The 12,313-nt window shown below is 65.8% G+C and carries 10 protein-coding genes and 1 tRNA gene; 3 read left to right on the top strand and 8 right to left on the bottom strand.

Features of this window, described 5'->3' with window-relative positions; all coding sequences use genetic code 11:
• Window positions 1-4: 4 nt before the first annotated feature.
• From D4754_RS03520 to D4754_RS03495, 6 genes are all read right to left on the bottom strand, one after another.
• Window positions 5-805: a hypothetical protein gene (locus D4754_RS03520; protein ID WP_121061490.1), complete on the bottom strand. Its 801-nt coding sequence runs from the start codon at window positions 803-805 to the stop codon at window positions 5-7.
• Window positions 806-937: 132 nt separating this feature from the next.
• A complete protein-coding gene (locus D4754_RS03515; RefSeq protein WP_121061489.1) occupies window positions 938-3,439 on the bottom strand; it encodes a GcvT family protein in 2,502 nt (833 codons plus the stop codon).
• A 313-nt stretch (window positions 3,440-3,752) separates the two neighbouring features.
• Window positions 3,753-5,156, bottom strand: a complete 1,404-nt coding sequence (locus D4754_RS03510) for an FAD-binding oxidoreductase (RefSeq protein WP_121061488.1) — start codon at window positions 5,154-5,156, stop codon at window positions 3,753-3,755.
• A 41-nt stretch (window positions 5,157-5,197) separates the two neighbouring features.
• Window positions 5,198-7,000, bottom strand: coding sequence for a gamma-glutamyltransferase (gene ggt / locus D4754_RS03505; protein WP_121061487.1), 1,803 nt, complete (start codon window positions 6,998-7,000; stop codon window positions 5,198-5,200).
• Window positions 7,001-7,066: 66 nt separating this feature from the next.
• Window positions 7,067-7,609 (bottom strand): RNA 2',3'-cyclic phosphodiesterase, encoded by a 543-nt coding sequence (gene thpR / locus D4754_RS03500; RefSeq protein WP_121061486.1) that lies wholly within the window; start codon window positions 7,607-7,609, stop codon window positions 7,067-7,069.
• A gap of 4 nt (window positions 7,610-7,613) precedes the next feature.
• The gene (locus D4754_RS03495) at window positions 7,614-8,600 is read right to left on the bottom strand and encodes a 2-hydroxyacid dehydrogenase (protein WP_121061485.1); all 987 of its coding nucleotides are present in this window, start codon (window positions 8,598-8,600) and stop codon (window positions 7,614-7,616) included.
• A 175-nt stretch (window positions 8,601-8,775) separates the two neighbouring features.
• Between D4754_RS03495 and D4754_RS03490 the strand changes: the two genes are divergently transcribed.
• Window positions 8,776-9,291 carry an SH3 domain-containing protein gene (locus D4754_RS03490; protein ID WP_420837186.1) on the top strand — a complete coding sequence of 172 codons (516 nt, stop codon included), beginning with the start codon at window positions 8,776-8,778 and terminating at the stop codon, window positions 9,289-9,291.
• 115 nt (window positions 9,292-9,406) lie between these two features.
• Window positions 9,407-9,481 (top strand) — tRNA-Gln (locus tag D4754_RS03485).
• Between the two features lie 72 nt (window positions 9,482-9,553).
• Here D4754_RS03485 and D4754_RS03480 read toward each other — a convergent pair.
• Together D4754_RS03480 and D4754_RS03475 are read right to left on the bottom strand one after the other, a co-directional pair.
• The gene (locus D4754_RS03480; protein WP_121061484.1) at window positions 9,554-10,507 is read right to left on the bottom strand and encodes a calcium/sodium antiporter; all 954 of its coding nucleotides are present in this window, start codon (window positions 10,505-10,507) and stop codon (window positions 9,554-9,556) included.
• A gap of 117 nt (window positions 10,508-10,624) precedes the next feature.
• Window positions 10,625-11,623 carry a YeiH family protein gene (locus D4754_RS03475; protein WP_121061483.1) on the bottom strand — a complete coding sequence of 333 codons (999 nt, stop codon included), beginning with the start codon at window positions 11,621-11,623 and terminating at the stop codon, window positions 10,625-10,627.
• A 232-nt stretch (window positions 11,624-11,855) separates the two neighbouring features.
• Here D4754_RS03475 and D4754_RS03470 point away from each other — a divergent pair, with 232 nt between their 5' ends.
• Window positions 11,856-12,305, top strand: a complete 450-nt coding sequence (locus tag D4754_RS03470; protein ID WP_121061482.1) for an NUDIX hydrolase — start codon at window positions 11,856-11,858, stop codon at window positions 12,303-12,305.
• The last annotated feature ends 8 nt before the right edge of the window (window positions 12,306-12,313 follow it).

The following is a 12,313-nucleotide window of genomic DNA, read 5'->3' as shown; positions in this document are numbered from 1 at the left end:
CGCGTCAGAACCGCCGCGAAAAGGCGATCAGCCCGCCCAGGATCAGGGCCGGCAGCAGCAGAAGCTTGAAGATGAAAACCGACAGGATCATCACGTAGGCGTTCAGAAGATCATCCGCCCGATCCAGGAGATTGGCCGCCAGCGTCTGGTAGCGCTCGACCCCGTTAATGGCGGACCGCAGGTTCGACACAACGCTGGCGCTCTCGCCTGCCTCGGCCAGATCCACCTCGGCCGTGATGTCCTGCACGACGGCGTCATATTCCGCCCAGACATCCGCCGTCATCCAGTCCGCCATCTGCGACGTCAATACGAAGGCCAGCGGCACGCCCAGCCCGAAAAGCAGGCCATAGCGCAGTAGTTGGCGTTCCAGCGCGGTCACGTCCGACACCTTGCCGATGACGCGCCGGATCAGGTCTATCCCGAGCGACAGCACGATCATGCCAAAGCCCACCGCGGAAATCGGACCGATGCCCACCGCCACGACCCCGGTCGCCACCATCAGTCCGAACACCATGGCCGAGATCCGCTCGATCGTGTCGTCGATGGGCTCCAGCACCTTCAAAGGCTGGGCCGAGCCGGACACGAAGACCGCCCCGCCCGAAACCTCGATTTCCTGCGCCGTCGACAGGAAGGCGTTGATCGAGCGAAGGGTGACATAGACCCCGGCGCTTGTCGCCGCGACAGCGGTGGCGTAGCTCTTCGCGCCCTCGTTCAGCGGATTGGCGCGGTACGAGACCATGGCGAGAAACGCCACCGCCGCGAAAGCAAGGATGATCAGGATGCCGGGTCGGCGGGGCTCGCTCATGGGGTACTCGCAAAAGTTGGAACTCGTACCCGCAGCCTAGCCGGGAAGAGAGAGCGAAGGAACCTCGTAGACGGGCCGATGCACGTGAAGGTCCCTGCACAGGGGCCTTCCGACAGTCGTCACGTTTCGATCCTAGCCGTCTACACGGATCACGGCATTCGACGGATCATAGGGGCTATCTTCCACGATCTCCGCCGGCCACCGCTGATCGAACATCTTCACGTCCAGCTTCGTGCCCGGCACCGCCAGCTCGGGCGAGACATAGCCCATCCCGATGGACTTGCCGAAATGCACCGAATACCCGCCCGAGGTCAGCCGCCCGACCCGCGTTTCGCCATGATACAGCGCCTCGCGCCCCCACGGATCGGCATCCTCCGGCCCGTCGATCAGCAGCGTCACGCATTTCGACCGAATGCCCTTGGCCTCCATCGCCGCCTTGCCACGGAAGTCCTTCGTCAGGTCCACGAACCGCGGGAGGTCGGCCTCCAGCGGAGTCGCGTCGCGGCCCAGTTCGTTCCCGAAGGCACGGTAGCTCTTTTCCTGCCGCAGCCAGTTCTGCGCCCGTGCACCGACCGGCTTCAGCCCGAATTCGGCGCCCGCTTCCATCAGCCGGTCCCACAGGTGGTTCTGCATCTCCATCGGATGATGCAGCTCCCAGCCCAGCTCGCCCGTATAGGCCACCCGGATCGCGGTGGTAGGCACCATGCCCAGCTCGATCTCGCGCGCCGACAGCCACGGGAACCGCTTGTTCGACAGGACCGTCTCCGGGTCGGCATCGCGCACCAGCTTTTTCAGCACATCGCGCGATTTCGGACCGGCAATCGCGAAGACGCCCCATTGCGTCGTGACATCCTGGATGATCACCAGCTTACCCGTCCGCTCCATGAAATCTTCCGCCGATTTCCGCAGGTAATCCGCGTCATAGGACGTCCACGCCCCGGCCGAAACAAGGTAGTACCCGTTCTCGGATTTGCGCACGATCGTGTATTCCGTCCGCGTCGTGCCGGCATCGGTCAGCGCATAGGTCAGGTTGATCCGGCCGACTTTGGGCAGCTTGTTGCAGGTGAACCAGTCGAGGAATTCCGTCGCCCCGTTACCCGACACGGCGTGCTTGGTGAAGGCCGTCGCGTCGATCAGGCCGACGCCCTCGCGGACCGCCTTCGCCTCCTCCATCGCATATTGCCACCAGCCGCCACGGCGGAAACTGCGGGCGTCGTGGTCGAAACCTTCGGGCGCATCGACGGGGCCATAGTAGTTGGGCCGCTCCCACCCGTTCACGAAACCGAACTGCGCCCCAAGCGCATTCTGGCGATCATAGGCGGGCGAGGTGCGCAGCGGCCGGGCGGCCTCCCGCTCCTCGTCCGGGTGGTGCAGAATGAAGACGTGGGAATAGCTCTCCTCGTTCTTCCGCGCGGCGAATTCCGTCGTCATCCACGGCCCGTAGCGCTTGGGGTCGAGCGAGGCCATGTCGATCTCGGCCTCCCCCTCCACCATCATCTGCGCGAGGTAATAGCCGGTGCCGCCCGCCGCCGTGATCCCGAAGGAGAAGCCCTCGGCCAGCCACATGTTGCGCAGGCCCGGCGCGGGGCCGACCAGCGGATTGCCGTCGGGCGTGTAGCAGATCGGGCCGTTGTAGTCGTCCTTCAGCCCGGCGTTCTCCGACGACGGGATCCGGTGGATCATCGACATGTACTCTTCCTCGATCCGCTCAAGATCCAGCGGGAAGAGATCGGCGCGGAAGCTCTCCGGCACATCGTAGAGGAACCGCGCCGGGGCGTTTTCCTCGTAAGGGCCAAGGATCCAGCCGCCGCGTTCCTCGCGCACGTACCATTTGGCGTCGGCATCGCGCAGGACGGGATGTTCACCATGGGTCTTGCGGTATTCGACCAGCGCCGGGTCGGGTTCGGTCACAATATACTGGTGCTCAACCGGGATCGCGGGGATCTTGATGCCCAGAAGCTTCGCCGTCCGCTGCGCGTGGTTGCCGGTGGCGGTGACGACATGTTCGGCCTCGATCACCCTCTGCTCGTCCGAGGGCACAAGGTTCCCGCCGCGTTCGACCATCTTGGTGACAGTCACTTTCCAGCTCTGGCCGGTCCATTCATAGCCATCGACCTGCCATTTCCGCTCGATCGTGACGCCCCGCTGCCGCGCGCCCTTGGCCATGGCCATCGTGACATCGGCCGGGTTGATGTAGCCGTCGGTCGGATGAAAGATCGCGCCTTCCAGATCTTCGGTCCGCACCAGCGGCCAGCGGTCCTTGATCTGCGCCGGCGTCATCCATTCGTAGGGAACATCACAGGTCTCGGCGGTCGAGGCATAGAGCATGTATTCGTCCATGCGCGCCTTGGTCTGCGCCATCCGCAGGTTCCCCACGACCGAGAAGCCCGCGTTCAACCCCGTCTCGGCCTCCAGCGCCTTGTAGAAATCGACCGAGTACTTGTGGATATGGGTCGTGGCGAAAGACATGTTGAAGAGCGGCAGCAGCCCCGCGGCATGCCAGGTAGAGCCGGAGGTCAGCTCGTCACGCTCCAGCAGCATCACATCGTCCCAGCCCGCCCGGGCGAGATGATAGGCGACGGACGTGCCCACGGCACCGCCGCCGACGACCAGAGCTTTCACTTGGGTTTTCATGACCGCACCTTCACAACTGCCGAGCCTGAACCTTCTTAAATGCGCGCCGCATTCCTGCACAGGATCGCGCCGACGCAACGCGGATCAAAACCGACCTCGGCCCCTGTCCGCGCCCGTCCAGAACGCGCTTTCGCCCCAGTAACATGACGTCCGGGCCGGTCTGGCGCGGTTAACGGCGGGGTGCCTCCGGCGGGAGTATTTTGAAAGTGAATAAGGCAGGCGCCGCGTCTTCTTTGGTCTTGAAATACCTCGGAAGAGACGGGCCTGAAAGGACCGGCGGGGGCAGAGCCCCCGGCTCCGGCCGCGACATGGCTCAGTCCGGAACGATCTTGCCCGGGTTCATGATTCCGTCCGGGTCGAGCGCGCGCTTGATCGCGCCCATCACGCCCACGGCACCGCCCAGTTCCTTGACGAGGAACGGCCGTTTGCCCTGCCCGATCCCGTGCTCGCCCGTGCAGGTGCCGTCCATCGAGAGCGCAAGATCGTTCAGCCAGCCGACGAATGTATCGGCCTTGGCGATTTCCTCCGGATTCTCCATGTCCATCAGGACCAGAGTGTGAAAATTGCCGTCGCCCACATGCCCCACGATGGGCGCCATCAGCCCCATCTCGGCCGCCTTCGCCGCCGTCTGGTTCACGCAGTCGGCAAGGTTCGATATCGGCACGCAGACATCCGTCGACAGGCCCTTGCAGCCGGGCCTGAGTTGCAGCGAGGCATAGTACATGTCGTGCCGCGCCTTCCAGACCTTGGTCCGTTCCTCGGGCGAGGCGGTGGCGGCATAATCGCTGCCGCCGAATTCCTCGGCGATGTCGCGGAAGGCGTCCGTCTGTTCGGCCACCCCAGCCTCGGAGCCGTGGAATTCCAGCAGCAGCAGCGGCGCTTCGGGCAGCCCCAGGCCGGAATAGGCGTTGGCCGCCTTGACGCTCAGCGCGTCCAGCAGTTCGATCCGGGCCACCGGGATGCCGTACTGGATCGTCGCGATCACCGCTTCGCAGGCGGCATCGACGGTGGGGAACGAACAGCGTGCCGAGGAGATCGCCTCCGGTATGCCGTGCAGTTTCAGCGTGATTTCCGTGATCAGGCCCAGCGTGCCTTCGGCGCCGATCAGCAGGCGCGTCAGGTCGTAGCCGGCCGAGGACTTGCGCGCGCGCGTGGCCGTGCGGATGATCTCGCCCGACGGCATCACCGCTTCCAGCGCAAGGATGTTGTCCTTCATCGTCCCGTAGCGCACCGCGTTGGTGCCCGAAGCCCGGGTCGAGGCCATGCCCCCGATCGAGGCATTGGCGCCCGGGTCGATGGGGAAGAACAGGCCCTTGTCGCGCAGATGCGTGTTGAGCCCCTCGCGCGTGATGCCGGGCTGGACGACGACGTCGAGATCGGCGTCATGGACCGCCAGCACCTTGTCCATCTTCAGGAAATCCACCGAGATCCCGCCCGCCGGCGCGTTCACGTGCCCTTCCAGCGACGACCCGGTGCCGAAGCCAATGACCGGCACCTTGTGAGCGGCGCAGATCTTGACGATTTCCGATACTTCTTCGGTCGTTTCCGGGTAGGCCACACCGTCCGGCGCCTGGTTGGCGATGTAGGTCGTGGTGTGGGCATGCTGCTCGCGGATCGAGGCGCCGGTCTGGAAGCGGTCGCCGAAACGCTGCTTCAGGATGCCCGTCGCTGCGGCGATCCCCTCTTCATTGCGTGGCAATGCGTGCGCCTGGACCATCTCCGACTCTCCCGGTTTGCGTTTCGCGCACAGAACCGGACCTAGCGGCCGAGCGCAATCCCCTCGCGCCGGGGATCGGCCCCGCCTTCCAGCCCGTCGCCGACCTGGATCGCGTGGAGGCCCGAGTTCAGGAGCCTGGTTTCAACCTCGAACCCCATCTCGCCCAGAGGCCCGGCGAGGTCGGCCACCGGCGTGCCGCCTTCAAGGTCGAACGTCCCGAAGCGGTTCACGCCGTGGGGCATCGACACGGCCTTTTGCACGTTCATGCCCCAGTCGGCCCATGCGATGATGGCCTGCGCGACATAGCCGATGATCCGGCTGCCCCCGGGCGATCCCACGGCCAGCACCGGGGCGCCGTCCTGCATCACGATGGTCGGCGCCATGGAGGACCGGGGCCGCTTGCCCGGCTCTACCCGGTTGGCCACGGGCCGGCCATCATCCACCGCGCTGAACGAGAAATCGGTGAGTTCGTTGTTCAGCAGGAACCCCCGGACCATGACGCGCGAGCCGAAGGCGTTTTCGATGGTCGTCGTCATCGAAGCGACATTGCCGTATGCGTCGACGATGGAGATATGGCTGGTCGAGGGCTGCTCCGGAGACGCCCCGTCGCCCCAAAGCCCGGCGTGATCCCACGAAGGCTTGCCCGGCTCGACCGTGTCCAGCGCCGTGCCGCTTTCCAGAAGCCGCGCACGTTCGGCAAGGTAGGCCGGGTCCAGCAGGCCCTTCGACGGGACCGGAACGAAATCGCTGTCGGCGATGTAGCGGCCCCGGTCGGCGAAAGCGAGGCGCGAGGCATCGCCGATCAGACGCCATGCCTCCGCGCTGTCGGGCCCCAGCGCCGCCAGATCGAAATGCGACAGCATGCCAAGGATCTGACCCACCGTCAGCGCGCCAGAGGACGGCGGGCCCATGCCGCAGACCTCGTAGACGCGATACGCGGCACAGACCGGCGCGCGTTCCTTCACGCGGTAAACGGCCATGTCTTCGACCGTCAGGAGGCCCGGATTGTCGACGGATTGTACGGCCGCCACGATGTCGCGGGCGATCTGACCTTTGTAGAAAGCCTGGGCGCCCTCGGCGGCCAAGGTTTCAAGCACGTCGGCATAGGCCGGGTTCTGCAGCAGCCGACCGGGGAGAAGCGGGAAGCCGCCCGGCAGGAAGTATTCGGCCGTCTCGGGATGCGTTCGCAGCCGGGCCTTGCCAACCACGACAAGGCCCGACAAGCGCGGCGAAACCTTGAAACCGTCGCGCGCCAGGGTAATTGCCGGATCGAAGAGCGGCGCCCAGTCGAGCTTGCCCCACCGGTCGTGCACGTCCTGCAACAGCGCGGGCGTGCCGGGCACACCGACCGACCGGCCACCGACAACGGCCTCGAAAAAGCCCATCGGTTCGCCTTCGGTCTGAAACAGCAGGGGTGTTGCCGCCGATGGCGCGGTTTCGCGACCGTCGAGCGTTGTCAGCTTGCCGGTTTCGGCGTCGTACCAGAGAAGGAACGCGCCGCCGCCAAGGCCCGAGCTTTGCGGTTCGACCAGCCCCAGCACCGTCTGGACGGCCACCAGCGCATCCGCGGCCGTGCCACCACGGGACAGAATCCCGGCCCCGGCCTCGACGGCCAGCGGATTGGCGGCAGAGACCATCCATTCCTGTCCCTGCACAGGCTCCCCGGCCGCCTTGGCCGCAAGCGAGGCGGTTATCGGACCAGACAGATCTTCGAAGGCCGGCACGTCTTGGTCCGTTGCCGCCTCCGGCGCAACGGCGTCGGCGGCTTGCTGGGCGTAGGCTCCAGATGCGGCCAATCCGAACCCGACAAGTGCCGCGATCCGGGAGAGGTGCAGAATCTGCATTGCGTAGTCCTTTCGGTGTCCAGTGGCCCTGAACCCTAGCGCGGTGCCACGGCGGAGCAAGGACGCTCAGCGCAGCGGGTATTGCGTCAGCGGTTCATGGCGCGCGCCGTCGGGATGCAGTTGCGATTGCATCAGCGTCATGGAATGCGCGCGGAAGGGCGGGATGGCGGTCAGCAACTCGGCGGCAAGGAAATCCTGCAGCCGCATATGCGCCTCGTCCGACAGGTCGTGGCGGAGGCGGGCCAGGGTGACATGCGGCCGGTAGGTTTCGCGGGGAAGATTCATGCCCACCCGCCGCGCAGCCTGTACCACCGTTCTGCGCAGTTGCATCAACGCGGGCACCTGTTCGACGACTGCGAAGACGACCCTTGGCCGGTCGCCGCCAAAGGTGCCCAGTCCGTCGAAGATCACGTCGAAGGACGGGGGCGTCAGGGTCTCCAGCTTGAAATGCAGGTCCTCCAGCCGGTCTTCGGGCTGGTCGTCAAGGAAGGCCAGCGTCAGGTGCATCGCCCCCGGCGCCACCAGCCGGCCCACCGGAATGTCCTGTTGCAGGAATTCCAGCGCCTCCAGCGTCTCTTCGCCGGGTTCGATCGCCAGGAAGGCGCGCATGGGTCTACAGCATCGACGGGACGACCTGATCGGGCGGGCGGTGGCCGTCCTCGTAGGTCTTGATGTTGATGATCACCTTCTCGCCCATCTCGATCCGGCCTTCGATGGTGGCCGAGCCCATGTGCGGCAGCAGCACCACGTTGTCGAGATCGCGCATCCGCGGGTTCGCGGCAATCCCGTGTTCATAGACGTCGAGCCCCGCCCCCGCGATATCGCCCGACCGTAGCATCCGCACCAGCGCGTTTTCGTCGATCACTTCCCCGCGCGACGTGTTCACGATCACGGCCTCGGGCTTCAGCAGCTTCAGTCGGCGCGCGTTCAGCAGGTGATAGGTCGATGGCGTCGACGGGCAGTTCACGGAAATCACGTCCATCCGCGCGGCCATCTGGTCAAGGCTTTCCCAGTAGGTGGCGCCGAACTCGGCCTCGATCTCGGGGTGAAGGCGGCGGCGATTGTGATAGTGGATCTGCATACCGAAGGCCTGCGCCCGCCGCGCCACCGCCTGGCCGATCCGGCCCATGCCAAGGATGCCAAGGCGCCGCCCGGCGATCCGTCCACCAAGAAGCGCCGTGGGCGCCCAGCCTGCCCAGTCGCCCTTCTGCATCAGGGCAAGGCCCTCCGGGATACGGCGCGTGACGGCGAGGATCAGCGCCATCGTCATGTCGGCGGTATCGTCCGTCAGTACGCCCGGCGTGTTCGACACGAGGATGCCCCGCTGCCGCGCTGTGGACACGTCGATATGATCCACCCCGGCGCCATAATTCGCGATCAGCCGCAGCCGGTCGCCTGCCTGCGCCAAAAGCCCCGCGTCGATCGTGTCGGTCACCGTCGGCACAAGAACGTCGGCCGAACGCATGGCCGCGGCCAGTTCGGTCTTCGTCATCGGGGTATCGTCTTCGCGCAGGGTCACATCGAACAGCTCGCCCAGGCGCTTCTGCACCGGTTCCGGCAAGCGTCGCGTCACGACAACACTCAGTCTTTCCTTTGCCACGCGAGACCTCCCTCTCTTCTCTCGACCACCCGTTCCGTGGCATCGTGGTACAGGACGGGACGGGACACAAGAAGACAACCGGCCGCCCGGACATCCGGGCCACACAGACCGGCAGCCCCCCGCCCGCGAGCAGACAGGTAACAAGACAGGCAGGCGTACTGTGAGAAAATCTGGTGTGACCTCGCGCCGCGCTTTCATCGCGGCAGTGTTTGCAGTTCTGGCGGGCGGCATTCTGCACGCCCCCAACGCCCGGGCCGGACAGACGGTCGGCCCCGTGACCAACATGCCCATCCCGCGCTTCGTTTCGATGAAGGCCAGCACCGGCAACGTCCGCCGCGGCCCGTCGACGACCCACCGCATCGACTGGATCTTCAAGCGCCGCGACATGCCGCTGAAGATCACCGCCGAACACGGCCACTGGCGCCGCGTGCAGGATCAAGAGGGCGCGGGCGGATGGATGCACTATGCCCTGCTTTCGGGCGTGCGCACGGTGCTGGCCAGCGACGACATGATGATCGTCTATGCCCGCCCCGACGTTGAAAGCCGCCAGGTCGCGCGCTTCGAACGCGGCGTGATCGCGCGGCTGGGCTCGTGTTCCACCGACTGGTGCGAGGTCTCGGCCGGAGGCTACAGCGGCTGGGCCTCCAAACAGGATCTGTGGGGCGTTCTGCCGGACGAGACCCGCGATTGAGCCGCGCAAAACTGTCCGGAATCAGGGCCGTGGGGTTCCGTACCGGAACCGGCCAAAGTTTTTGGATATCGCCCTTGAAAGACCCAGCAAAGCGGCGTAATTAGCCGCGCACTGTTGGGGTGTAGCCAAGTGGTAAGGCAGCGGTTTTTGGTACCGTGTACCGTAGGTTCGAATCCTACCACCCCAGCCACAGTGCTCAAAGGCCCGTCGCTTCCAGCGGCGGGCCTTTTGCCTTTTTGCGGCCTTTTCAGAAGGTTGGCCGTCAGATCAGCAGCCACGCAAGGTAGGCGGCATAGCAGGCCAGCATGATGCCCCCCTCGCGGCGCCCGATGCGCCAGCCCGTCCACGCGAACACGACCAGCATCAGGGCGGAGGCGCACATCACCCAGATGTCGAGCGCCACGATCTCTGCCGGGATGACCATCGGCTGGACCAGCGCCGTGATGCCAAGGATGCACAGCACGTTGAAGATGTTGCTCCCCAGCACGTTGCCCAGGGCGACCTCGGCCTGGTTCTTCCGGATCGCGATGATCGAGGTGACGAGTTCGGGCATCGAGGTGCCGATGGCGACGATGGTCAGGCCGATCACCGTCTCGGACAGCCCCACCGCCTGCGCCAGCGACACCGCGCCCGACACGAGCCCCCGCGCGCCAAGGATCGTGATGGCCAGCCCCGCGACCGTCAGCAGCAGGGCCACGCCCATCCTTTGGTCGGGGCCGGGGACGGCTTCGGCCTCGGCCTCGTAGACGGCGGCGGCGGCCGTGCGCGCGGCACGGCGTTCGGTGATCAGCGTGAAGGCGAGGTAGGCCGCCAGCACCAGAAGAAAGCCAAGGCCCACGGCACGGCCGATCTCTCCGATCAACACCGCGCCCAGGCACAACACCGTTGCCAGCACCATGACGCCACCGTCACGGCGGAAGGCGGCCGGATGCACCGCAATGGGCGCCAGCAGCGCGGTCAGGCCCAGGATCAGGAGCACGTTGCCGATATTGCTGCCCACGACGTTGCCGATGGCAAGATCCGGCGCGCCAGAGAGCGCGGCCTGCAGGCTTGTCACCAGTTCGGGCGACGAGGTACCGAAGCCCACCAGTGTCAGGCCGATCACCATGGGCGGGATGCCGAAAGCCTTCGCCACCGAGACCGAGCCCCGGACAAGCATCTCTCCGCCCACTACGAGGCCGGCCAGCCCCAGCAGGACAAGACCCATCGCAATCATCTGTTTCGCCTTTCAGGCATGTGATGGATCACACATATGGCGGCAGCCCCCGCCCACAAGGCGGCGCCGCTTCGCTGCAGAAATATCGTGCAGGCTTTTGCCGCCTCTGGCCTTCGGTCAGATGCCGAACCAGATCCCAAGCCCGACCCAGAGCGCGAGGAACACCGTCTCTCCCACCAATGCCAGAAGCGGGATCGACCCGACCTCGAACAGGGCTTTCAGCGATGTCTTGATGCCCAGGGCGGCGATGGCGGTGACAAGGCACCAGCCCGAAACCGTCGTGATCCAGTCGATGGCCACCGCCGGGATCACACCGAAGGAGTTCACGACGACAAGGCCCGCGAAGCCCAGAACGAACAGCGGGATCGGTGCGCCCCGTCCGGTGCCGCTGCCGCGGGTCATCAGGCCGATGATCAGCACCACCGGCATCAGCATGGCCACGCGGAACAGCTTGGCGATCGTCGCAGTGTCGCCGGTCTGGTCCGACATGGAATAGCCCGCGCCCACCACCTGCGCCACGTCGTGGATCGTGCCGCCAAGGAAGATGCCGCTCTGTCGCGGGTCCAGCCCGAAGACACCCACGATCATCGGGTAGACGATCATCGCCACCGTCGACAGGGCGGTGACCGAGACGACGACAAGGATCGTGTCCCGCTCCTGCTCCTTGCCGCGGGGCAGGAGGGCGGCGATGGCCATGGCGGCGGACGCACCGCAGATGGCGACCGCCCCGCCCGACAGGACTCCGAACGCGGTGCCGCGGTTCGACGCCCGTGCGATGGCCACGCCCACGCCGATGGTCGCCGCGATCCCCAGCGTCATCCAGATCACTGCGGGCCAGCCCAGCGCCGTCACCTGAACGAAGGTGATCCGCACGCCCAGAAGCGCCACGCCGATCCGCAGCATCACCCGCGCGGCGAAATCGACACCGGCAGCACTTGGCCCTTCCTCGGTCAGGAAATGCAGCGCCATGCCCAGAAGCAGCGCAAACAGCATCTGCGGCGCGCCGTAATGCTCTGACAGGAACCGCGCCGCCGCAGCGACGATCAGGCAGATCGCCAGCCCCGGCGCAATTTCGGACAGGCCGGATCTCATCTCGGTTTTCGAAGGGAAGGTCATCGTTTTTCGCCTGCCGTGAATGGGCAAGTCCATGTCACGGCCAGGGGTGCCGGCGCAAGCGCGGTTGCGATCTGAAAGGCTGTCGGTCGGGGCTTACGCAGGGTATGGGGATCCACTATGGTCCGCGGTTCGGGGGTAACGAACAAATGCGGAGCATCACCGCGTGACATCAGGCAAGATCAACCGAAAGGGTCGGATACGGTCGCGGATCAGGCGCGCCCAGAAGGCCGCGATGGACCTTCTCATGCCGATGTTGCAGCGCCCCATGCAGTTGCAGATCGCGGCGCTTTGCCATCGGATGGTTGACGGGAAGGCGCAGGTTCTCCTGATCACCAGCCGCGGGACGGGGAGATGGATCATCCCGAAAGGCTGGCTGATGCGCGGCAAGAACGCGAGCGAGGCGGCCGTCGTCGAAGCGTGGGAAGAAGCCGGTGTCCGGCCGGCCCGCGTCGCGGAGACGCCGTTCGGGTCTTACGTCTACGACAAGATCAAGCGCTCCGGCCTGCCCGTGGCCGTGGAGACACTGGTGTTCCCGGTCGAGGTCCGGATGCTCGAGGACGAATACCCGGAACGCGATCAAAGACGGCGCCAGTGGATCGACCCGGCCGAGGCCGCGGAGCTGGTAGATGAGCCGGGTTTGAAGCAGATCCTGCTTGATTTCGGGGCCGGATCCGGCAAGTAACGCCGCTT

Origin of the sequence: Chachezhania antarctica, assembly GCF_003646465.1 — a bacterium.
GTDB lineage: Bacteria > Pseudomonadota > Alphaproteobacteria > Rhodobacterales > Rhodobacteraceae > Chachezhania > Chachezhania antarctica.
Note: the sequence above shows the minus strand (reverse complement) of the source record. Positions and strands in the feature narration are given on the sequence as shown.

Bases quoted from the DNA above. Each gene is read 5' to 3' on its own strand.
- D4754_RS03520 (WP_121061490.1), bottom strand. From the start codon at position 805: ATGAGCGAGCCCCGCCGACCCGGCATCCTGATCATCCTTGCTTTCGCG.
- D4754_RS03470 (WP_121061482.1), top strand. From the start codon at position 11,856: ATGGACCTTCTCATGCCGATGTTGCAGCGCCCCATGCAGTTGCAGATC.
- thpR (WP_121061486.1), bottom strand. From the start codon at position 7,609: ATGCGCGCCTTCCTGGCGATCGAACCCGGCGAAGAGACGCTGGAGGCG.
- D4754_RS03515 (WP_121061489.1), bottom strand. From the start codon at position 3,439: ATGAAAACCCAAGTGAAAGCTCTGGTCGTCGGCGGCGGTGCCGTGGGC.
- D4754_RS03475 (WP_121061483.1), bottom strand. From the start codon at position 11,623: ATGACCTTCCCTTCGAAAACCGAGATGAGATCCGGCCTGTCCGAAATT.
- D4754_RS03480 (WP_121061484.1), bottom strand. From the start codon at position 10,507: ATGATTGCGATGGGTCTTGTCCTGCTGGGGCTGGCCGGCCTCGTAGTG.
- D4754_RS03510 (WP_121061488.1), bottom strand. From the start codon at position 5,156: ATGGTCCAGGCGCACGCATTGCCACGCAATGAAGAGGGGATCGCCGCA.
- ggt (WP_121061487.1), bottom strand. From the start codon at position 7,000: ATGCAGATTCTGCACCTCTCCCGGATCGCGGCACTTGTCGGGTTCGGA.